The sequence below is a fragment of the Flavobacterium algicola genome (assembly GCF_022399565.1).
In the GTDB taxonomy this organism is placed as follows: Bacteria; Bacteroidota; Bacteroidia; order Flavobacteriales; family Flavobacteriaceae; genus Flavobacterium; species Flavobacterium algicola.
In genome coordinates this window covers 127950-150899 of the sequence record NZ_JAJTUT010000003.1, presented here as the reverse complement: position 1 = coordinate 150899, position 22950 = coordinate 127950, and the positions used below count along the sequence as shown (strand labels likewise).

At 35.1% G+C, this 22950-nt stretch carries 15 protein-coding genes; 13 read left to right on the top strand and 2 right to left on the bottom strand.

Going from position 1 to position 22950, the window contains the following annotated elements; genetic code table 11:
- Window positions 1–12 precede the first annotated feature (12 nt).
- The 7 genes from nagB (LXH21_RS11620) (at window position 13) to LXH21_RS11590 (ending at window position 11723) form a co-directional block, all read left to right on the top strand.
- Window positions 13–1941 (top strand): glucosamine-6-phosphate deaminase, encoded by a 1929-nt coding sequence (nagB, locus tag LXH21_RS11620; protein WP_239866010.1) that lies wholly within the window; start codon window positions 13–15, stop codon window positions 1939–1941.
- 549 nt (window positions 1942–2490) lie between these two features.
- The gene (locus LXH21_RS11615; RefSeq protein ID WP_239866008.1) at window positions 2491–5523 is read left to right on the top strand and encodes a SusC/RagA family TonB-linked outer membrane protein; all 3033 of its coding nucleotides are present in this window, start codon (window positions 2491–2493) and stop codon (window positions 5521–5523) included.
- A gap of 14 nt (window positions 5524–5537) precedes the next feature.
- On the top strand, window positions 5538–6911 hold the full coding sequence (locus tag LXH21_RS11610) for a RagB/SusD family nutrient uptake outer membrane protein (RefSeq protein WP_239866006.1): 1374 nt from the start codon (window positions 5538–5540) through the stop codon (window positions 6909–6911).
- A gap of 45 nt (window positions 6912–6956) precedes the next feature.
- Window positions 6957–8405 carry a CBM96 family carbohydrate-binding protein gene (locus tag LXH21_RS11605; RefSeq protein WP_239866004.1) on the top strand — a complete coding sequence of 483 codons (1449 nt, stop codon included), beginning with the start codon at window positions 6957–6959 and terminating at the stop codon, window positions 8403–8405.
- Between the two features lie 4 nt (window positions 8406–8409).
- On the top strand, window positions 8410–9198 hold the full coding sequence (locus tag LXH21_RS11600) for a glycoside hydrolase family 16 protein (protein WP_239866002.1): 789 nt from the start codon (window positions 8410–8412) through the stop codon (window positions 9196–9198).
- A gap of 123 nt (window positions 9199–9321) precedes the next feature.
- Window positions 9322–10083: a 6-phosphogluconolactonase gene (locus LXH21_RS11595; protein WP_239866000.1), complete on the top strand. Its 762-nt coding sequence runs from the start codon at window positions 9322–9324 to the stop codon at window positions 10081–10083.
- 80 nt (window positions 10084–10163) lie between these two features.
- Entirely contained in the window at window positions 10164–11723 is a 1560-nt protein-coding gene (locus LXH21_RS11590; RefSeq protein WP_239865999.1) for a family 20 glycosylhydrolase, read from the top strand.
- A gap of 14 nt (window positions 11724–11737) precedes the next feature.
- On the opposite strand, the gene LXH21_RS11585 is transcribed toward LXH21_RS11590, so the two are convergent.
- Window positions 11738–12763, bottom strand: coding sequence for a LacI family DNA-binding transcriptional regulator (locus tag LXH21_RS11585; protein WP_239865997.1), 1026 nt, complete (start codon window positions 12761–12763; stop codon window positions 11738–11740).
- A gap of 293 nt (window positions 12764–13056) precedes the next feature.
- Between LXH21_RS11585 and LXH21_RS11580 the strand changes: the two genes are divergently transcribed.
- Window positions 13057–14664 carry a beta-N-acetylhexosaminidase gene (locus tag LXH21_RS11580; protein WP_239865994.1) on the top strand — a complete coding sequence of 536 codons (1608 nt, stop codon included), beginning with the start codon at window positions 13057–13059 and terminating at the stop codon, window positions 14662–14664.
- Window positions 14665–14780: 116 nt separating this feature from the next.
- Here LXH21_RS11580 and LXH21_RS11575 read toward each other — a convergent pair whose 3' ends face one another.
- Window positions 14781–15425, bottom strand: a complete 645-nt coding sequence (locus LXH21_RS11575; protein ID WP_239865992.1) for a carbohydrate-binding family 9-like protein — start codon at window positions 15423–15425, stop codon at window positions 14781–14783.
- 330 nt (window positions 15426–15755) lie between these two features.
- Between LXH21_RS11575 and LXH21_RS11570 the strand changes: the two genes are divergently transcribed.
- From LXH21_RS11570 to nagB (LXH21_RS11550), 5 genes are all read left to right on the top strand, one after another.
- Window positions 15756–16808 (top strand): substrate-binding domain-containing protein, encoded by a 1053-nt coding sequence (locus tag LXH21_RS11570; RefSeq protein ID WP_239865990.1) that lies wholly within the window; start codon window positions 15756–15758, stop codon window positions 16806–16808.
- Window positions 16809–16919: 111 nt separating this feature from the next.
- Entirely contained in the window at window positions 16920–18401 is a 1482-nt protein-coding gene (locus LXH21_RS11565; RefSeq protein WP_239865988.1) for a sodium:solute symporter family protein, read from the top strand.
- A 26-nt stretch (window positions 18402–18427) separates the two neighbouring features.
- A complete protein-coding gene (locus LXH21_RS11560; RefSeq protein ID WP_239865986.1) occupies window positions 18428–19561 on the top strand; it encodes an N-acetylglucosamine-6-phosphate deacetylase in 1134 nt (377 codons plus the stop codon).
- 39 nt (window positions 19562–19600) lie between these two features.
- The gene (locus LXH21_RS11555) at window positions 19601–20929 is read left to right on the top strand and encodes a sugar MFS transporter (RefSeq protein ID WP_239865984.1); all 1329 of its coding nucleotides are present in this window, start codon (window positions 19601–19603) and stop codon (window positions 20927–20929) included.
- A 42-nt stretch (window positions 20930–20971) separates the two neighbouring features.
- Window positions 20972–22900 (top strand): glucosamine-6-phosphate deaminase, encoded by a 1929-nt coding sequence (gene nagB / locus LXH21_RS11550; RefSeq protein WP_239865982.1) that lies wholly within the window; start codon window positions 20972–20974, stop codon window positions 22898–22900.
- Window positions 22901–22950 lie beyond the last annotated feature (50 nt).

Genomic DNA, 22950 nt, shown 5'->3' with positions numbered 1-22950 from the left:
AACTAAAAAATTATGTTACAAAGCACAATAGACAAATCTACCAGTTTTGAAAAAAGGTTTGAAAACGCAGGGACGATAGTTTTTGAAAACTCTGTTAGCGCCTCAAAAGCGGTTGCCAAAGAAATCGCAGATTTAATACGCGTTAAGCAAGATCAAAGACAACCTTGTATTTTAGGGTTAGCAACGGGTTCTTCTCCAAAAGGACTTTACGCAGAACTGGTTCGTTTACACAAAGAGGAAGGATTAAGTTTTAAAAACGTAATCTCTTTTAATCTTGACGAATACTACCCAATGGAACCCGATTCCATCAACAGCTATGTTCGTTTTATGAAAGAACATTTGTTTAATCACGTAAACATCCTTGCTGAAAATTATCACATTCCGAACGGTACTTTATCCAAAGATGCCATCTCTGAGTACTGCATTATGTATGAGGCAAAGATTGAGGCCTTGGGTGGAATCGATTTACAAGTATTGGGAATTGGTGGAAACGGACATATTGGTTTTAATGAATCGGGTTCGCTTCAAAACTCCAAAACGCGTTTGGTCGCTTTGGATCATATTACTAGAGTTGCTGCCAGTGGCGATTTTGGAGGATTAAAAACAACTCCGAGAACTGCCATTACTTTGGGAATCAAAAAAATTATGGAAGCCAAAAGAGTTATTCTTATGGCTTGGGGTGAAGGTAAATCAAATATCGTCAAAGATTCTGTAGAGGGATCGGTTACCAATTTGGTTCCTGCTTCTTTCTTGCAAGAGCACAACAATGCAACATTTGTATTAGACAAAGAGGCAGCTTCAAAATTAACGCGTATCAACACGCCTTGGTTAGTAGAGAAAATAACTTGGTCTGATAAATTGACTAGAAAAGCAGTATTGGGATTGGCACTTTATTTAAAGAAGCCTATTTTAATGTTGACTGATGCCGATTATATCGAGAACGGTATGAGCGATTTATTGGCCGATTCAGGACCTGCTTATGACATTAATATTGCCATATTCAATAAATTACAAAGTACTATTACAGGATGGCCAGGTGGTAAACCCAATGCCGACGATAGCAATCGACCTGAGCGTGCGGAACCTGCCAAAAAGAAAGTTCTTATTTTTAGTCCACACCCAGATGATGATATCATTAGTATGGGAGGAACTTTTAAGCGTTTGCACGAGCAAGGGCATGAGGTACATATTGGTTACCAAACATCGGGTAATATTGCCGTGGCAGATGATGAGGCATTGCGCTTTGCAAGTTTTGTATGCGACTACAACGAGAAATTTGGTATCGACAACACAGCTGCAGATACTATCTATAAAAAAGCGGAGAAGTTCTTGAAAAACAAAAAAAATAGCGAAGTTGATATCCCAGAGGTACGTTACATTAAGGGTATTATTCGAAAAGGAGAAGCAAGAGCTACTTGTCACTACATCGGTATTCCCGATGTTCAGATCCACTTCATGAATTTACCTTTTTATGAAACGGGTACTATTGAGAAAAAACCATTGGGACCAGAAGATGTAAAAATCACAATGGACCTGATCGAGAAAATTCAGCCACATCAAATTTTTGCTGCTGGTGATCTAGCCGATCCGCACGGTACACACAAAGTATGTTTGGATGCTATATTTGAAGCGGTCTTAAAATTGAAATCTAAAAAATTCATGGACGACTGCTGGGTATGGTTATACAGAGGTGCTTGGCAAGAATGGGGAATTGACGAAATCGAAATGGCAATCCCAATGGGACCAGATCAAGTATTGGAGAAACGTAAAGGAATCTTTAAACACCAATCGCAAAAAGACGGTGTCGTTTTTCAAGGTGCAGATAGTAGAGAATTCTGGCAACGTGCAGAAGATAGAAACAAAGAAACTGCCGACTTATACAAATTATTAGGACTTTCTCATTATGCCGCAATGGAGGCATTTGTGAGATGGAAATTTTAAAACACAAATTTAGATAAGGTTTAGAAGAGCTTGAGTAATTACTTACTCAAGCTCTTTTTTTTGCTTTGAAGTAGCAACTCGTAAATACCTTACATTCATATATTTACCGACTTCACTTTTTAGTTAATTTTTTTTCGATTTAAATTTTTCGAACAGATCGAACAAGGTTGTAATACTGATCTCACCATTTAGTTTATATTGAATAGTTTACTCAAAATCGTCCCATCCCCTAATAACAGTAACGTTCAAAAAAACTTTCACATTAAATTCACAACAATCGTTTGCGCTTTGTACAATTTTTAACAATGAATAAAAACCATCTATTAGCCGAAAACACTGTATATAATAAGGTGTTTTAAGGAAAATAAAAGATTTAACAGAAATTAATTCAACAATATACTCAATAACTTTATGCAAACGTTTGCATAATTAAATTATAATCTATATTTTTGAAAAGCTAAATAATCAAATAAAGTTCAATCTATGGAAAAACTCATTAAAAAAAGCCTTCTGTACGCAAAGAGGAGGAAATCGACTGCAAAAAAGATTATGTCTGTTTTACTTATATCTTTTATTACAACTCTGGGATATTCTCAAGAATCTAATGTATCTGGTAAAATTACTGATGGATCCGATGGACAAACACTATTTGGTGTAAATGTGAAAGTCAAAGGAACATCTAAAGGTGTAACATCTGATATGGACGGAGCATATACAATTACAAATGTCTCCCCTACTGATGTTTTAGTATTTACTTACTTAGGTCATGGAGATAAAGAAATAAAAATCGGAAATCAAAAAACGATTAACGTAACATTACAACCATCTGCCAATGAGCTAGATGAAATGGTAATTGTTGGTTACGGTGTTAAAAAGAAAAGAAACCTAACGGGATCTATAGTATCTATCAATAGTGATGATATTTCACAATCCAACGCTCAAGATCCAATATCTGCTTTGCAAGGTAGAGCTGCTGGGGTTCAAGTAACTTCAAACTCAGGATCTCCTGGAGGAGGAATGTCTATTAGTGTTAGGGGTAACTCCTCATTAAATTCAGGAAACACTCCTCTATATGTTGTTGATGGTGTTGCTATTGAATCAAATTCCCTTTCGACATTAAACGGTACTGAAAACTTTGGTTTAAATCCACTAGCTGATATTAATCCTGGAGATATTGAATCTATCGAAATTTTAAAAGATGCTGCGTCTACCGCAATTTACGGTTCTCGTGCAGCCAATGGAGTTGTAATGATCACAACAAAAAGAGGAAGTAATAAGAAAGCTCAAATTGATGTAAGTGTTAATACGAGCGTGAGCGAAATTACAAGAACTCTTAGCGTTCTTAATGCTAGTCAATATAGATCTGCTGTTATAGATTCTTATAAAAATATGGATGTCCCTACAGAACCAAACGGAATTGTTATTGACTCTTTGAATCCTAAAAACAATGGCGATGTAAACTGGCAAAAAGAATTATTGAGAATGGCTGTATCACATAAAATCGAAGTTTCGGTAAGAGGTGGTTCAGAGAAAGTTAAATACGCTTGGAGTAACTCCTTTTTAGATCAAGACGGTATTATCTTAAATTCAAATTACACGAGAGTAACTTCCCGTTTGAATCTTGACTTTGAAGCTTCAGATAAATTATCATTTGGACAAAGTATCTCTTTTACAAATGGTGTAAACAATAGAATCAATGCTGCAGGTACTAATAATTTAAGTGTGATACGTGAACTTCTAGTGCGTCCACCAATTTTTTCTATGTATTTGCCTGATGGTTCTTTGAACGGTTATCAATTTGGACGAAGAAATCCTGTCGGATTAGCAGAATTGGCGACACACCTTAATACCTCTAACAGAATTATAGGTAGTGAGTATGCCGAATTGAAAATTTCGAAAGATCTAAAAATCAGAAGTAACTTGAACTTTGATTTAATTTCGATGAAAGAAGATGAGTTTATTCCTTCTACTTTAGACTATAGAGAAGGTTACAATACAGGTTCAGTAAGATCCATTACCAATTTAACTTGGGGAAATGAAACCTATGCTACTTTTAATAAAACGATTGGAGAATCAAATAATCTTTCTGCAGTAGCTGGATTTAGTTTTCAAAAATGGAGATACGACAGAACTGGATTAGATGGTATGTATTTCTCTAGTGACGATATCACTACATTGAATGGTGCAGGAACTATTTCTAATCAAGATGTAAATGTAGCTTCAGAACACTCTATGCTGTCTTATTTTGGTAGAGTGTCTTATGATTATGATGGTAAATATTTATTTGAAGCTAACCTTAGAGCTGATGGTTCTTCTCGTTTTGGAACAGACAATAGATTTGGTTACTTCCCTTCAGCATCTGTTGGATGGAGATTTTCTGATGAAGGTTTTTTCAAAAATGTTGGTGTTGTAAACGATGGAAAATTACGTTTAAGTGTTGGTCAAACAGGAAACGAAGCAATTGGAGATTACACATCTCAGGGAGAATTTGCAATTGGAAACAACTACCTTGATTTTTCTGGGGCAGCTCCTACTGTAATGCCAAATGCAGCTCTTACTTGGGAAACTACCACGCAATATAATGCAGGTCTGGATTTATCATTATGGAAAAACAGAGTTGTTTTTACAACTGACTTGTATTTGAAACGTACTAATGATTTGTTATACAATGTGCCAATTCCAAGAACAACAGGTTTTGATTACATCACACAAAACATAGGAAGCATTGAGAATAAAGGTATCGAAATCGGCTTGAGCACTCGCAACATGGTTGGAGAATTTAAATGGGATACCAATTTCAATATAAGTTCAAATAAAAATGTCATCACCGATTTACCCGATGATCTATTGACAAATGGATACATTCAAAATGGTAGCTACCATATTTTAAAAGAAGGTTTGCCAATCGGTACATTCTACGGTTACAAATTTAAAGGTGTTTACTCTCGCGATGAAGACAATGTAAACGGTATTACAAATGGTGCTTTGGGTAAAGTTTTTAAAGGTGGAGACCCAATTTGGGATGATCTTAATGGTGATAACATCATTAACGAAGATGACAGACAAGTTATCGGAAATGCAACTCCTTCCTTTTTTGGAGGTATCAATAATACTTTCTCATACAAAGGACTTAGCTTAAATGTCTTTTTTCAATATGCTTATGGTAATGATATTTACAGTGAAATCAATCACCAAAGAAATTCTATCGTAGCATACAACAACTTGTCTACAGATGCATTGGACAGATGGAGAGAGCAAGGTGATGTAACTAATTATCCTAAACCAGTTAGAGATGATCCTATGCAAAGCGATAGTAGAATTCAAGACAGATGGATAGAAGATGGTTCTTACATCAAATTAAAAAGTGTTAACCTAAGCTACAGCTTCCCTAGAGATTTATTTGCTACCTCTGGAATCAGCAAACTAGACATTTACCTTAATGCTACAAATTTGATTACATGGACAAAATATACTGGTTTCGATCCAGATGTTAGTTCATACAGTGGATTAAGAGTAGGAATTGATGATGGTTCGTACCCACAAAGCCGTACCATTACTTTAGGATTAAATATTGGATTTTAATAAAAATGAAAAAAATGAGAAATTTTAAAAAAATCATACTATCATCTATTGTATCATTGACGGCCATGTCGTGTTCTGACTCAATATTAGATAAAGACCCTGTAAGCAGTTTTTCTGGACAAGGATTTTATAAATCATCAAGTGACGCTCAAGCTGGAGTATATGGAATATATGATGCTGCTCAAGGTGCCTTTCGTACCAACTTTGCCTATTGGGGCGAAGGAAGAGCAGATGCTGTACAAACGACTCACTCTGGCGACCCTTCTATTTTAAAACAAAACACGCTAAGTCCGTCTATAAACTCTTCGAGCTGGAATAATTTATACACTACTATAAGTCGTGCCAATTATGCTATCAAGTACGTTCCTTTAGTTTTCGAAAGTGAAAATGACTTTAGTTTGCAATTGATAGGGCAAGCAAGAGCATTAAGAGCTTTATCTTACTTCTATGCGGTGAGAGTTTGGGGTGATGTACCATTGGTTACAGAACCTTATGAAAGTGTTAATCAAGAATTCTTTATTCCCACAACAAATAAAGAGGTTGTTTTAGATCAAATTGTGAGTGATTTGGTTTTTGCATCAGAAAATTGTAGAGATAATTTCACAGGAACTAGTTCACGCATTTTATTTACAAAAGGTGGAGCTAATGCGTTATTGACGCAAGTTTATATGTGGAGAAAAGATTATGCAAATGCTATTCTTTCTGCCGATAAAGTGCTTAATAATAGTTTGTACTCTCTTGTAGCTATTACCGACTGGAATAAAATCTTTAGTGCAGGTTATTCGAATGAAAGCATTTTCGAACTAGGATATAATGAAGTACAAACCAATTCTCTTAGAGTATTGTACGCAATAGGATCTGATAGTGACTACTACCCTAGTATCGCCTTTAGAAATTCATTTGAAGAAAATGACCTACGTAAAGATTTAATCTACGACACTACAAATTCTGACCCTAGAAAAATATGGAAGTTTTTTGGAAAAGGTTTTAATGACGAAAGTGCTGAAGCATCTGGGAACAATATCGTTCTTGCAAGACTTGCCGATATCATACTACTGAAAGCAGAAGCTCATAATAAATTGAATGAAAAAACAGAAGCTATTCGTTTGCTGAATATTATTCGAAAAAGAGCAGGAATTACAGAATTTGCAAATGAAGCAGCGGCCATTACTGCTTACGGTGACTTAGAATCGGCTATACTTCATGAAAGATCAATTGAATTGTCATTTGAAGGACATCGTTGGTTTGACTTAGTTCGAACAGGAAAAGCCATTTCGGTAATGAACCCAATAAATGGTATCAGTAATGAAGATAATTTAGTTTGGCCAATCGAGCAAAATGCGCTTGACAGAAATCCAAATTTAGTACAAAATATTTTTTACAGATAAGTTCAAGATACTTCAAACAATTATTAAAATATAAATCTAGAAAAGATGAAAAAAAATAAATTAACCTTGTACTCTGCGATTGGAGTTTTACTAACAGTCGCAATCAGTATGTTTTCTAGTTGCGAAATACAAGAGAATTTTGATTATCAAGGATCAGAAACAGGTGGGAATCTAGGGATAAATGCATGGGAATACATTCAGAAGCATGACTCTTTGACTTCATTTAAAGAAGCGATAACATTAACTGGTCTTCAAAGTTTGTATGAAACAGAAACGGATAGAACATTTATAGCACCAACAAATCAAGCTTTTAAAAAATACCTACAAACAAACTCTTACTCTAACCTATCAGAAGTACCGGTAGCGATTTTAAGAAACATGCTTAAATATCATGTGGTAAAAAGTAGAGTCTCTTTTGACGATCCTGATTTGTTTGCAAACAATAACCCTATTGCCTACACTGCAGAAAATGGTCAAACCATGTTTCTATCTCATAGTAGCAATTTTACAGGATATGTAAATGAGGGAACTAGCCAACAATGGCCTATTGTAACTTCAAACTTAAAAGCTACAAATGGCGTAATTCATGTATTGTACTCTACAGTATTTTTCTCTGCACTGTCGACTGTATCTAGCACACCAGATCCTACGATACAATATGATACCATATATGCAGCTCAAGACACTTACATTAATGGTGGTAGCTCATCTGGGAAAAATTTTGGAAACGACAAATTACTGAAGATCAAAAATGTGACCAACAATGGTGATTATGATCGTAAAGCTTATCTACTTTATGACTTGAAAAATTTTAAGAAAGCGGGAAATATTGTGGACCTAAAATTGGAAGTAGCAGTTAGTTTTACCCACGGATATGGCGTAGATCTAAATGTATTTGCTATTAAAGATACATTATGGACAGAAACGGGTTTGACATTTAATAATGCCGAATTACCATCGACTCCTAAAGTTTCAAGTATCAAAACTTCAAAACTTACCAAGTTTTCAATTAGTATGATTGACTACTATAAATCATTACCTAAGAAACAAAAGATTTCATTGGTATTGGATGGTCAAGCAGGAAGTAATGAAACAGATGAATTTCATTCGATACAAAATACGGCAGGACAACTTGCACCGATGTTGATCGCTAGAATATCATCTGGTACATCTGTTTTGACTTTGGATACCAATACCGGAATCACTTTAGACCAAGGACAAACATTTGTTTTCAATAAATCGACTTTAGAAGTTGGTGGAGCAACTGCTGCTGATATTAAATTCACAATAATGAGCTTACCACAATATGGTTGGTTGGTTAAGGGAGCTAGTATCTTAAAAGTAGGAGATAAAATTACTCAGGAAGATATAAATGTCATGAATGTTATTTACATCAACAATGGTTCTGGAACGCAGGATAAAATTGTTTTATCTGCTGAGGATATTGGTGGTGCTACATTAAGCAACTTCGATGTTTCTATCACATTAAAATAAGCTGATGATCAATCACCCTGTAAAGACTCATTTTCTAACAAATATTAAACGACCCGTTTTGATACCTCTATTTCTTTTAATGATGCAATCTTTCTTTTTAAGCTCTTGTTCAAGCGCTTACGAAGATACTACAGACCCAATAATAAGTACGAGAATTATAAACTTCTCGGGATACGAATGGATTGTTCGGACTTCAGATGAAGGTGTGCAAGGACCAGGACCAAATTATTTTTCAGATTCTGAAGAAAATGTTTGGGTAGACAATCAAGGGCGTTTGCATTTGAAGATTGTGAATAAAGGCGGAAAATGGTATTGCTCTGGAGTAACATTACGTCGCTCTCAAGGATATAAAAAGTACGTTTTCTACGTTGCTAGTAGAGTAGATCAATTGGATCAGAATGTTGTTGGTGGACTTTTTACTTATAAAAATGATAGTGAAGAGATTGATATCGAATTTTCGAAATGGTCTAAACCAGAGAATCAAGATTCACAATTTGCTATACAACCTGCCGATAAAGCCGGTAATAAATCGCGATATGACTTAAAGTTAAAAAACGATTTGTCGACACATTTTTTTTCTTGGCAGCCCAAGAGTATTGAGTTTGGTAGTTATCAAGGACATACATTACAACCTATAGCAGACGATGTAATTAATACTTGGACCTACACGGGTAACGATATTCCACCGGAGAATGAAGAAAACTTAAAAATAAACTTATGGTTGTTTAGAGGGAATGCACCTTCAAACAATCAAGTAGCAGAGATGATCATCGACCACGTAGAGATTCTCTAATAGTAAATAAAATGCAAATTCAGAATTTCTGGCACTGTCAAATTGCAGTGCCAGCATTTCTTACAAGCCCAAACGGAACTTCGATAAAATGAGGTTCAATCAATAATTAAGAAAATAAAAAAAATGCCAGATATTAAACAGAATATAAACATTCTTTCTAACAAAAGTACAACAGGTATTGCTGCAGGAAAAGCGGTTGAGGACTGTATAATTGAATTATTAAAAACAAAAGACAGTATTAGAATTGTTTTTGCAGCCGCACCCTCTCAAGATTCCATGTTAGACTATCTAACAAAGTCTACATTGATCGATTGGAAAAAAATAGTTGCTTTTCATATGGATGAATATATTGGGTTAAATCCAGGTTCACCGCAATTGTTTTCGTCTTACTTAGATGCTAATCTTTTTTCTAAAGTAGCCGTAGAAAAGCATACCATTGATGTAAGTAATGATGTTGATCAGGAAATAGAGAGATACACTCAACTGTTACAACAAGGTCCAATTGATATCGTATGTTTAGGTATCGGAGAAAATGGACACTTGGCTTTTAATGATCCTCACGTAGCCGATTTTAACGATCCGAAGATTGTAAAAATGGTCGACCTTGATGATGCATGCCGCATACAACAAGTGAATGATGGTTGTTTTCAGTCGATGGAAAGAGTGCCAGAAAGAGCTATTACACTTACAATACCAACTTTGTTTAAAGGATCGCATTTGTTTTGCGTAGTTCTAGGAGCTAATAAGAGTGAAGCGGTAAAGAACACCCTCACAGAACCGATAAGTACCTCCTGCCCTGCCTCTATTTTGACTACGCATCCTGACTGTAAGTTTTATTTTGATGAGGAAGCGTACAAGCAAGTTGCATCATTACATAAGGTATAGTCAATAAAAAATTCTAATTTAGATAGACCTATTTTAGAACAAGCAAAATTTTATACAAAAGAAAAACAGTAACTAAAGTCATGATGCATTATAAAAACATTTTAAAATTTTTCTTCGTAATCGCCATTGCACTTACAAACTCTTTTCAAACACAAGGACAGTCTGTAAGTTCTGACGCCGATTTTAAAGTTAAGGGTTTTCATCTGGATTTGAGAATACAAGTGATGACTCCTCAAGCTTTAAAAGAACTAGCAGATGAATTATCTGGAATGGGAATTAATACGTTGATTATGGAATGGGAAGGTACTTATCCTTACCAGAAACATGCTGTAATCTCAAATGAATACTCCTACACCCGCGAGGAAGTGAAGGACTTCGTTGCCTATTGTGACAACTTAGGAATTAAAGTTGTTCCTCTGCAGCAAAGTTTGGGACACGTAGAATATATTTTAAGAAATCCGAGGTACAGTAATTTAAAGGAAGATAAAAAAGATATTTCGCAGTTGTGTCCTATGGAGGCATTAGAAAGCAAAACGCTATTCAAAGATTTATTTACAGATTTGGTAGCCACTCATAATTCTGACTACATACATATAGGCGGAGACGAGACCTATTTACTGGGGCATTGTGAAAAGTGCCAGTTAAAAGTAAAACAAGAAGGTAAATCTAAGCTATTTGTTGATTACATGAAAATGATCACCGAAATTGTAATCGAATTGGGCAAAAAACCTGTAATGTGGGCAGACATCATTTTGAAGTATCCTGAAGCTGCTGCTGAATTACCAAAGGAAACCATTTTTATAGATTGGAATTACGGTTGGAAGATCAATCACTTTGGCGACATACCAAAATTACAAGAAATGGGTTTTACTTTTTGGGGTGCTCCTGCTATTCGATGCCATCCAGACAATTGGTTTGTAACCGACTGGACAACACATTTTAAAAACCAACAAGAGTTCATTCCTTATGCGCGCGAAGCGGGATACGAGGGAATGGTATTAACTTCTTGGTCAACAACAGGAGTCTATGGATTTACTTGGGATGTAGGGTATGACGTGATAGATATGGTACAAATAAGGAATACTTATCCACTTTCTGGTTTTCGAGTATTAATGGCGAGCTATGCAAAAGCAATTAGTTCAAAAGAACCTATTCAACCAAAAGAATTTGTGATTGATTATGCACAAAGTCGATTTGGATTATCTAGCAATGAAGGTTTAAAACTATGGGACTTTTTATCGGCAGATCCAGAATTAATTAGTAATGGTAAACCTGCAAAAAGTGAGAGTGTCGCAGCAATTAAAGAAAAATACAATGCGGTAAGAACCGGATTATTTGATTTGAATACAAAACAACATAAAGCAGAATTGGACCAATTTAAATTGATGGCCGACTTAAGAATACATTATCTTGATTTTAAAGAAGTAGAATCCAAATACAATTCGACGTCATTTACTAGCAGTCAGGCACCGCAATTAATGAAAGAATTAGAAGTTGTATTGTCTGACGCAAAGAAATTAGACAAGCGTTTTATTAAGTTAAATAAAGGGTTTTTGTATGATTCAGAACTAAAGGAACAAAATGAATTACGTGTGCAAGCTGTTCACGTTTTACACGATCGCCTATCAAAACTGAAGTAAAAAGAAATTGTTGCTTAATTTCTGGAACTAGATTCGCGAACAATTAATTCTGTTTTTAGAGTGATCGTTTCCGATTTTATATCATCATCTTTCTCTTCGATTTGACGAATTAAAAGTTTAGTGGCCGCCTCTCCCATTTGGAATGCGCGGTCATTAATAGTCGTCAAATGAGGTTCTATAATTCTTGAAATAGGATAATTACTAAAACCAACGATAGCAATCTCTTCAGGGATTTTTATTTCCGCTTTTCGAAATACTTGAATAACACTTACAGCAGTATAGTCATTAGCACAGAATACGCCATCGAGTTTTAACGGACTTTCTAAATATTTTTCAGCACAAGCCACACCTTCCTCGTAAGTAAGGTTTTTTGTGAATAATATCAGAGATTCTTCAATAGGTAAATGGTGTTTTTTTAGTGCTGCTTTAAAACCTTCGAGACGAGCCTTAAAAATATTTGTAGTTTGACTTCCTGAGATGTGACCAATAGTTGTACAGCCATTTTTAATCAAATGTTCTGTTGCTAGATAAGCCGACTCAAAGTCATTTATCACTATTTTATTTGCATCAAAGTCGGTTGGGACTCTGTCATAAAAAACAAGTGGAATACCCGATTTATTAATTTTTTTAAAATGATCACAATTTTGAGTTTCGATACCCAAGCAGACAATTACACCGTCAACCATTTTATTTTGAAGAATTTTAATAATTTCCTTTTCTCTTTTCAAAGAGTCTTTAGACTGAAAAATAGTAACGTTATAACCATTGTTATAAGCAAATTCTTCGATACCACTTATTACAAGAGAATGAAAATGAATGTCTATCCTTGGAACAATAACACCAATAGTTTGCGTTCTTTTCATTCTAAAACTAGCAGCGATAGAATTAGGAATAAAACCCAGTTCATCTGCTTTCTTTTGAACGATTTTTTTGGTAGCCTCACTAATTGCAGGGTGATTAACCAAAGCTCTAGAGATAGTAGATGCAGATAGATTTAATTCTTTGGCTAGATCTTTTAGGGTAATTCTAGTGTTCTTCATATTTGTTACAGCAAACGTTTGCTGTTAAAGTTAAACCATTTTAGTATTTGTAAAACGAAATCGTACTAAAATTTAATGTTTTATTATAAAATAAAGCAAATTAAATAAATATTTCTCAAAAATGAGATTTAAAAAACTAAATAGTTATGCAAACGTTTGCGCAAATTAAATATTGTAGTAATTTTGATAAGGTCAATAGTATATTTCTATACTAATACTATTCAAAAAGTAACATCTTATAGCTCTAACAACTTCTGAAATAAGTTAAACAATAATCTCAAGCACCAATACATATGAATACATTCAAAATCTTAACGCTGTTTTTTATCGCTTCAATAACTGCTGTCAATGCACAGGTTAACATCATCCCCCGCCCCATGGAGGTCAATGTAGGGAAGGGTTTCTTTGAAATAAATAGTAAAACAGCTATCGTCTCGGATAAAATATCAGAAGATCAAGCTAATTACCTAGCAGTAATTTTAGAAAGTGCTTTCGATAAAAAACCTTCAATTAACAAAAAAGGTAATGGGATAGTTTTAAAAATTAATTCTGATCTTGAATCCGAATTAGGTAAAGAAGGATACCGATTAAAAACTCTTAAAAAACAAATCGTAATTGAGGCACCTTCAAACACTGGATTATTTTATGGTATTCAATCATTAAGGCAATTGTTACCTCCTGATTTTGAATTTAACAAGGATGCGACAAAAAAAATTCAAATTCCACAACTAGAAATTGCAGACAAACCTCGCTTTGGCTGGCGTTCATTTATGCTAGATGAATCAAGACATTTTAAAGGTACTGAGGTCGTAAAAGAGCTACTAGACCAAATGGCATTACTTAAAATGAATGTTTTTCATTGGCATCTTACTGATGATCAAGGTTGGAGGATCGAAATAAAAAAATACCCGAATTTAACCAAAATTGGAGGGTATAGAGAAGATACGCAGTTAAGTAGAAAGAGTGAAGATCGATATGGCTATCCTCATCAAGGATTTTACACACAAGAACAAATCAAAGATATCATCGCTTATGCACAAGAAAGACAAATTCTAATTGTTCCAGAAATCGAGATGCCTGGTCATGCAATGGCTGCTATTGCTGCTTATCCATGGCTCGGAATTTTGGGAGCTTCGAATAAAGTACCTCAAACTTTTGGTAAACTAGACGATTCTTTTAATGTAGCAGATCCTAAAGTATATCAATTCTTAACTGATGTTCTCGAAGAAGTATTTGAACTTTTTCCAGGTAATGTAGTCCATATTGGTGGTGACGAAGTAATGTTTGACGTTTGGAAAAATTCAGAAGTTATTCAGAATAAAATCAAAAAAGAAGGGCTTTCATCTCCTGCTGATCTGCAATTATTTTTTACCAATCAGATTTCTGGATTCATGGAAAAAAAGAAGCACCGCATGATGGGGTGGAATGAAATTTTAGGAACTAATGTTCATGAGGAATGGGAAAATGAAGAAGAGGTGGAATTAAAGGAAAAGTTAGCTCAATCTACAATTGTTCATTTTTGGAAAGGGAATATTGAACTCGTTAATGAAGCCGTTTCAAAAGGGTATGATATCGTTAATTCATTGCACTCTATGACCTACTTAGATTATAATTATGAAAACTTACCACTATCTAAAGCATACTCCTTTGACCCAATCCCTGAAGGAATGGATGAGAAATACAACAAGCAAATACTGGGTTCTGGTTGTCAAATGTGGAGCGAATGGATTCCTGAAGTGCAGCAAATGAACAAACAAGTCTTCCCTAGGATTGCGGCCTACGCTGAGGTGGGATGGACATCAAAAGAAAATAAAGATTTTACATTATTTACAGAATCCCTAAATAATTACAAAAAGCGATGGGAACTTTTAGGCATAGAATACCACACTAATTTCAATTAAATTAAAAAGAGAAGACCTGATAATTAAAAACTATCAGGTCTTTTTATTTGTTTTATAGCCATTGTAATTATTTTCTAAAAATAAAATTCAAAGTTCAATTTAATAGTGGCAGCATTTTATTCGAATACTATATCACCAAAATAAGATTGTAAATGAAAATCTGGTTTATCTGACTGTACTTGACTCCACGTGATGTGATGAGGTTGCAATAAATCATCGCCACATTTATAAAAATTTGCCCTTGCTGCAGTGTTAGCAAATGTTTTCAATTCACTAAAGACAAAAGTTTCAATCGGAATTTTAATAAATATTCCCCAATTAAATAATGTGCGTTCTCCTTGTTTAATCCTTTTACTATTACTTTCAACTTCAATTAAATCTATTGTACCTTTATCAATACGCTTTCGATCATAACGATCCTCCCCATAAGCGGCAAGACAAGAGCCCAGGTAATTAAATTCAAAATTGTAATAATTAGTTTCCCCTTCTAACCCAATAAAAAATTCTACACAACTATCTCTGCAAATTGCTTCATTGTGATTCAAATAGGTTGCTTTCATTTCGGGCTCGGTAATATCGTAGTACAAATAAATAGCATTATTGCCATGTGCAATTTTAAAACGAACTTTAATCGCATCATCAACATTCCCCCATGGCTTTTGATCGAGGTACTGATAATTTGCTTTTTCTAACAAATGCTCTAGATTAATTTCATTGTCTAACGACGAATTCAGATTAGGAACTTTTAGGTACTTTTTCACGATCTATTTATTCTAATTATCTTTTCTATATTGAAGCTCAAAGATAAGCATCCCTTTTTTTCTGAGCTTACAAAATCTTTCTTTTATTCTAAAGTTGAGTTGCGTTACCGTAAATTAATTATACTTTTGTAGTTTTAATTGCAATTTATTGAGATAAACGAAATTTACCGATCTAATAGTCGGCAAAATTTAAACTTTATATTTATATTACGGCAAAAAAGATTTTATTGCATTTAATAGCTCAATTATAAAATAGTAGATTGAGGAAAAACAATCATGTAGCGTTTACAAAATTATAGACGTTATTAGATTGATGTTAAAAAAGTGAATATGGATAATGAAGATCAAATCATAGGAATAAAAGATGTTGCAAAAGCAGCCAACGTTGCTTTGGCAACTGTTGACCGCGTCATACACAATCGCGCAGGAGTAAGTATAAAAACAAAAGAAAAGGTATTAAAAGTAATTGAAAAAATGGGCTACAAGCCTAATATTATGGCTAGTAACTTATCCAAGAGCAAGAAGACCATCATAGGAGTTTTGATTCCTGATATTTCTGAAAGTTCTGGTTACTGGGAGTTTCCATTACAAGGAATAATAAAAGCCCAAAAAGAATTAGCGCAGTATCGCATTAAGATTAAAACATTTACTTTTAAACAAGACAATAGTAAAGAGGTTAGAAAGAAAATTTTAGAACTGATCAATAGTGACATCCAGGGCTTAATATTGACATCAAAATTTGCTGATGAAATTCAGATTTTACTCCAAGACTGCAAAGAAAAAGAACGTCCCTGCGTATTTATTGATTCGAATATTCGAAAAATGGATGCTCTCTGTAGTATTCAACAACCTCTATATGAGAGTGGTGAATTGGCGGCACAGTTATTTAACTATTGTTTTGACGAGGGTGAGATTTTAATTTTACATTTAAAAGACACCATGGACACCGAGGATATAATTGGCCTCAAAGAAAATGGTATTAATGGATACCTACAAGAAAAAAAGAGCCTTATAACTACCAGAACCTTAGTTATTACCGATTTTAATGAAGATACGATTGACACCGTTTTAACGCAAACATTAAAGGAAAACCCTAAGATTAAAGGTGTATTTATTCCCAACTCCAAAGTTGCTCACATTGCCAACTACCTTGAGAAACGGGCCGGTGAAAAAATCTACCTCATAGGATATGACTTTTTTAAGGAAGATATTGAATACCTAGAAAAAGAAATAATCGATTTTCTAATTTGTCAACGACCCGAGGAGCAAGGCTATCAAGCTGTCTACAAACTGTTTGAAAACCTCATACTAAAAAAGGCGGTTGAGAACGAAATCATCATGCCCTTAGACATTCTCACAAAAAAGAATTATAAATATTATTAAATATTTATAATTCTTTTTTTATTTATTATCGTTTAATCTATTTTTTTTTCTATTTTTGAGGTACGTTACCGCTTTTACCAAAACCAAAATTGAATTAAAAAAGAAACCATCATGACATTACACTTATTAGATTGGATTGTAATTATTATATTTTTTATCCTAATGCTTGCTATAGGTTTATGGGGACATTATAAAAATCAAAATTCAGATGATTATTTTACCGCGGGTGGTAGTTTGCCTTGGTGGTTATCTGGAATCTCTCATCATGTATCCGGTTATAGCGGGGCCGTTTTTGTTGCCTACGCTGGATTGGCCTATACCGAGGGATTTTCTATTTATGTATGGTGGGCTTTAACTGTCGGAATCTCTATGTTGGTTACAGTAACAATATTTCCTGTACGTTGGGTGCGCTTGCGTAAAAAGCTAAACATTCAATCCCCATTAGAATATTTATCGGTTCGTTATGGTATAAAAACGCAGCAAGTTATTGCTTGGAGTGGTGTTATTTTAAAATTATTTGACGTAGCAGCAAAATGGGCTGCAATAGCAATTTTATTAAAAGTTTTTACAGGAATACCAATTCTTTACGGAGTGCTATTTTCTGGAGGGATTTCGATCGTTTACATTACAATCGGTGGTCTTTGGGCAGTAACGGTGAGCGATTTTGTTCAGTTTATAGTACAAATCGGAGCAGGTATTGCGATGTTCCTTGCTGCAATCTCTAGGTTAGGCGGTATTGATTCTGTAGTGACTGTATGGGACCGATTACCTGCAAAGAATAGCGACTTTTTTACTGGACCATATACTGTTGGGTTTGCAATCGCATTCTTATTCATTAATATGCTTAGCTATAATGGAGGTACATGGAACTTAGCCACCAAATACATCTCATCACCTGATGAAACCAATACAAAGAAAGCTGCAATATTATCTGGAGTTTTATTTTTGATCTGGCCTTTGATTTTATTTTTTCCTATGTGGGCAGCACCAATTTTATTACCCAACTTAGCCAACCCAACAGAATCGTATGGTTTACTAACAATCAACCTTTTACCGCAAGGGATGGTTGGTTTGGTTCTTGCTTCAATGTTTGCCACGACGATGTCGATGACTTCAAGTGATGCTAATACTATCTCTGCCGTAATTACTCGTGACATCTTACCTGTATACCAAAAGAGATATAATATTACTACAATCTCAAATCCTTTAAAAGTGGCTCGAAAAGTGACTTTTATATTTATATTTTTCACAATAGTAATTGCAACCCAATACGAATCTTTTGGAGGTATCCTAGGACTTATCGTTACCTGGTTTGCTGCTCTTGTAGGACCTATCGCTATACCAATGCTTTTGGGTATGCTGCCTATATTTAAAAGAAGTGGCTCTACTGCTGCTCTGGTATCAATATTTGGAGGTTTACTATGCTTTGCTTTACAGAAAATATATTCGTTTGATATTTCATTTGCATTAGAAATAAGTTTACCGCTTATCGTGTCATTTGCTTTATATGTTGGACTTGGTTTTATCAATCCTAAAAAAGAAGTAGCTCCAGAGGTTCTAGAACTTTTGGAAGCTATAGATCGAAAAGAATAAGTTATTTACCATTGAAATAAAGTAGAATGAAACAATCATTTAATTGCACTGACTGTATTACAAACGAATCAATCCAAGTTGTAGTTGAAGACAATTTGGTTATCTCGAAGACGAAAACCACATTTGAAACTGATGCTTCTCTTTTTATAGGACCTAGCTTATTAGATCTTCAGATAAACGGTTTCTCTGGAGTTGATTTTAATACCTTTCCTATACTCCAAGAAGATTTTATTACTGTAATTCATAATCTGGCTAAGGAAGGTATTTTGTCTTTCTTTCCTACTGTCATTACCAATTCCGATTTTAACATTATCAGCCTTTTGCAAAACATCAATCAGCTGTGTTTGCAAAGCGCCTTAATTAGTTCATACGTAAGTGGTATCCATCTAGAAGGTCCCTTTATTTCTGCAGTAAAAGAGGCATCTGGTGCACATTCTAAAGAATACATAAAAGCTCCCGACTGGGAATTATTTGAAGTATTTCAAGAAGCATCTGGTAATCGAATTAAAATTATTACTATAAGTCCAGAATGGGATAATGCAGTTGAGTTTATAGAAAAATGCGTTGCCAATAATATTGTTGTTTCCATAGGACATACTGTAGCAAGCGGTGCACAGATTAAAGCAGCTGTTGATGCAGGCGCTAGCATGTCTACCCATTTGGGTAATGGTGCTCCCCTATCCTTGCACAGGAATTCCAATTTGATATTTGATCAACTAGCAAATAATAATTTAACTCCAAGTATCATTGCAGATGGTTATCACTTGCCTGATAATTTTTTAAAAATAGTGCTCGCAGCCAAAAATAATCAAGTCATCTTGGTTAGTGATTCGACCATGTTTGCTGGTATGAATCCTGGCGTATATCATTCGCATATAGGCGGAAAAGTCACCTTGGAACAGGGTGGTCGACTTTCTATTTTTGATAATAACAAAATCTTAGCGGGCTCAGCAGTCTCTTTATTAGATTGCATCAATAAACTATATTCAAGTGCCCTACTAAATTTAGCTACAGCTTGGTCTTTGGCATCAACATGCCCAAAACGAATGGTTAATGTTGCCGACTGCTCTGATGATTTTGTATTATTTAAAATTGTAAATAATATGATAATCATAGTGAGTGTCATTAAATCTGGAAAGCAAATTTATACTCAAAATTAAATGCAATAATTACACTAACTCATAAAAAATTTATTTCCTATGACAGACACTCAAAGTACAGCATCGCAAAAGAATAATTTGGTTCCAATTCTTATCATAGCAGGACTATTTTTTATTTTTGGGTTTGTTACCTGGATCAACGGAGCTTTGATTCCGTTCATGAAAACAATCAATGAACTCACCGATGCACAGTCGTATCTCGTGGCTTCGGCTTCGTATATTTCGTTTGTCGTGATGGCTATCCCTGCCTCTTATATTTTATCCAAAGTAGGATACAAAAAAGGAATGTCACTTGGTCTTTTTATCATGGCCCTTGGTGCTCTAGTATTTATTCCTGCAGCCGAAGCTAGAACGTATTGGTTGTTTTTGACTGGGATTTTTATTCAAGGAGTTGGGATGACATTGTTACAAACCGCTTCCAATCCGTACATAACAATCTTAGGGCCTATGGAGAGTGGTGCTAAGCGTATCGCTATCATGGGAATTGCAAACAAAGTAGCAGGCGCGTTGGGGTCTATAATCTTTGGTGCTTTGTTATTATCTGGTATTGACGAAGTCAAAGAGAAATTGGCAACGGCTTCTGTAGAAGAAAAAGACATGCTGTTGAATACAATGGCCGACAGTGTTTTTGTGCCTTACTTGATTATGGCTCTCGTGTTAATTGTACTTGCTATTTTAATTCGAAAAGCACCCTTACCAAATGTAGAAGCCCCAGAAGAGGAAGAAGTGAAAGAAGGTGTTACAGCAAAAACAAGCATTTTTCAGTTCCCCCATTTATGGCTTGGTGTAATCGCTTTGTTCTTTTATGTAGGTGTTGAAGTGATTGCGGGTGATACGATTATCGCTTACGGAATTTCGTTAGGCTTTCCTGCTGCAGACGCAAAATTCTTTACTACCTTAACACTACTTGCTATGGTGTGTACTTATATCGTGGGAGTAGCATTAATTCCTAAGTTTTTAAAACAAGGGACAGCGCTTAAAATAAGTGCTTCACTAGGAATTGTATTTAGTACTTGCATATTATTTACTACAGGCTTTACTTCTGTTTTATTTGTAGCGGCATTGGGTATTTCAAATGCTTTGGTTTGGCCAGCAGTGTGGCCTCTTACATTGGCTGGGTTAGGTAAATTTACAAAAATAGCCTCTGCCTTACTAATTATGGCAATCTCAGGTGGAGCGATCATTCCACCCTTGTATGGACGATTGGTAGATGCCAATAAATTGGAACTTATGGCCGAAGGAATAAATGAAACAGATGCTCTAGCTACGGCAGCCACACATTGTTACTGGATCTTGATTCCGTGTTATGCTTTCATTTTGTTCTTTGCAATTTGGGGACACAAATATAAAAGTTGGTCTAGAAATTAAATTACTACAAATAAAAAAAATATAATTAAAAACTAAAAAATCATGTTACAAAGCACAATAGACAAATCTACCAGTTTTGAAAAAAGGTTTGAAAACGCAGGGACGATAGTTTTTGAAAACTCTGTTAGCGCCTCAAAAGCAGTTGCCAAAGAAATCGCAGATTTAATACGCGTTAAGCAAGATCAAAGACAACCTTGCATTTTAGGATTAGCAACAGGTTCTTCTCCAAAGGGACTTTATGCAGAATTGGTTCGTTTACACAAAGAAGAAGGATTAAGTTTTAAAAACGTAATCTCTTTTAATCTTGACGAGTATTACCCAATGGAACCTGATTCCATTAATAGCTATGTTCGTTTTATGAAAGAACATTTGTTTAACCACGTAGACATTCTTGCTGAAAATTATCACATTCCAGATGGTACTTTATCAAAAGATGCCATCTCTGAGTACTGCAGTATGTATGAAGCAAAAATTGAGGCCTTGGGTGGAATCGATTTACAAGTATTGGGAATTGGTGGAAACGGACATATTGGTTTTAATGAATCAGGTTCGCTTCAAAACTCCAAAACGCGTTTGGTCGCTCTTGATCATATTACTAGAGTTGCGGCTAGTGGTGATTTTGGTGGTTTAAAAACAACACCGAGAACTGCCATTACTTTGGGAATCAAAAAAATTATGGAAGCCAAAAGAGTTATTCTTATGGCTTGGGGTGAAGGTAAATCAAATATCGTCAAAGATTCTGTAGAGGGATCGGTTACCAATTTGGTTCCTGCTTCTTTCTTGCAAGAGCACAACAATGCAACATTTGTATTAGACAAAGAGGCAGCGTCAAAATTAACGCGCATCAACACGCCTTGGTTAGTAGAGAAAATAACTTGGTCTGATAAATTGACTAGAAAAGCAGTATTGGGATTGGCACTTTATTTAAAGAAGCCTATTTTAATGTTGACTGATGCCGATTATATCGAGAACGGTATGAGCGATTTATTGGCCGATTCAGGACCTGCTTATGACATTAATATTGCCATATTCAATAAATTACAAAGTACCATTACAGGATGGCCAGGGGGTAAACCCAATGCCGACGACACCAATCGTCCAGAGCGTGCGGAACCTGCCAAAAAGAAAGTTCTTATTTTTAGTCCGCATCCAGATGATGATATCATTAGTATGGGAGGAACTTTTAAGCGTTTGCACGAGCAAGGGCATGAGGTACATATTGGTTACCAAACATCGGGTAATATTGCCGTAGCAGATGATGAGGCGTTGCGTTTTGCAAGTTTTGTATGCGACTACAACGAGAAATTTGGTATCGACAATACAGCTGCAGATACTATCTATAAAAAAGCGGAGAAGTTTTTGAAAAACAAAAAAAATAGCGAAGTTGATATTCCAGAGGTACGTTACATTAAGGGTATTATTCGAAAAGGAGAAGCAAGAGCTACTTGTCATTACATCGGTATTCCTGATGTTCAGATCCACTTCATGAATTTACCTTTTTATGAAACGGGTACTATTGAGAAAAAACCATTGGGGCCAGAAGATGTAAAAATTACAATGGATCTGATCGAGAAAATTCAGCCGCATCAAATTTTTGCTGCTGGTGATCTAGCCGATCCACATGGTACACACAAAGTATGTTTGGATGCTATATTTGAAGCGGTCTTAAAATTGAAATCTAAAAAATTCATGTACGACTGCTGGGTATGGTTGTACAGAGGTGCTTGGCAAGAATGGGGAATTGACGAAATCGAAATGGCAATCCCAATGGGACCAGATCAAGTATTAGAGAAACGTAAAGGAATCTTCAAACACCAATCGCAAAAAGATGGTGTCGTTTTTCAAGGTGCAGATAGTAGAGAATTCTGGCAACGTGCAGAAGATAGAAACAAAGAAACTGCCGACTTATACAAATTATTAGGACTCTCTCATTATGCCGCAATGGAAGCATTTGTGAGATGGAAATTTTAATTAAGTAATGCTTTATAATTTATAAGGTTTATAAAAGTTTGTTTTCAAAG

Excerpts from the sequence above, each read along its gene's own strand:
- nagB (WP_239866010.1), top strand. The coding sequence starts at position 13 with ATGTTACAAAGCACAATAGACAAATCTACCAGTTTTGAAAAAAGGTTT.
- LXH21_RS11615 (WP_239866008.1), top strand. The coding sequence starts at position 2,491 with ATGTCTGTTTTACTTATATCTTTTATTACAACTCTGGGATATTCTCAA.
- LXH21_RS11610 (WP_239866006.1), top strand. The coding sequence starts at position 5,538 with ATGAGAAATTTTAAAAAAATCATACTATCATCTATTGTATCATTGACG.
- LXH21_RS11605 (WP_239866004.1), top strand. The coding sequence starts at position 6,957 with ATGAAAAAAAATAAATTAACCTTGTACTCTGCGATTGGAGTTTTACTA.
- LXH21_RS11600 (WP_239866002.1), top strand. The coding sequence starts at position 8,410 with ATGATCAATCACCCTGTAAAGACTCATTTTCTAACAAATATTAAACGA.
- LXH21_RS11595 (WP_239866000.1), top strand. The coding sequence starts at position 9,322 with ATGCCAGATATTAAACAGAATATAAACATTCTTTCTAACAAAAGTACA.
- LXH21_RS11590 (WP_239865999.1), top strand. The coding sequence starts at position 10,164 with ATGATGCATTATAAAAACATTTTAAAATTTTTCTTCGTAATCGCCATT.
- LXH21_RS11585 (WP_239865997.1), bottom strand. The coding sequence starts at position 12,763 with ATGAAGAACACTAGAATTACCCTAAAAGATCTAGCCAAAGAATTAAAT.
- LXH21_RS11580 (WP_239865994.1), top strand. The coding sequence starts at position 13,057 with ATGAATACATTCAAAATCTTAACGCTGTTTTTTATCGCTTCAATAACT.
- LXH21_RS11570 (WP_239865990.1), top strand. The coding sequence starts at position 15,756 with ATGGATAATGAAGATCAAATCATAGGAATAAAAGATGTTGCAAAAGCA.
- LXH21_RS11565 (WP_239865988.1), top strand. The coding sequence starts at position 16,920 with ATGACATTACACTTATTAGATTGGATTGTAATTATTATATTTTTTATC.
- LXH21_RS11560 (WP_239865986.1), top strand. The coding sequence starts at position 18,428 with ATGAAACAATCATTTAATTGCACTGACTGTATTACAAACGAATCAATC.
- LXH21_RS11555 (WP_239865984.1), top strand. The coding sequence starts at position 19,601 with ATGACAGACACTCAAAGTACAGCATCGCAAAAGAATAATTTGGTTCCA.
- nagB (WP_239865982.1), top strand. The coding sequence starts at position 20,972 with ATGTTACAAAGCACAATAGACAAATCTACCAGTTTTGAAAAAAGGTTT.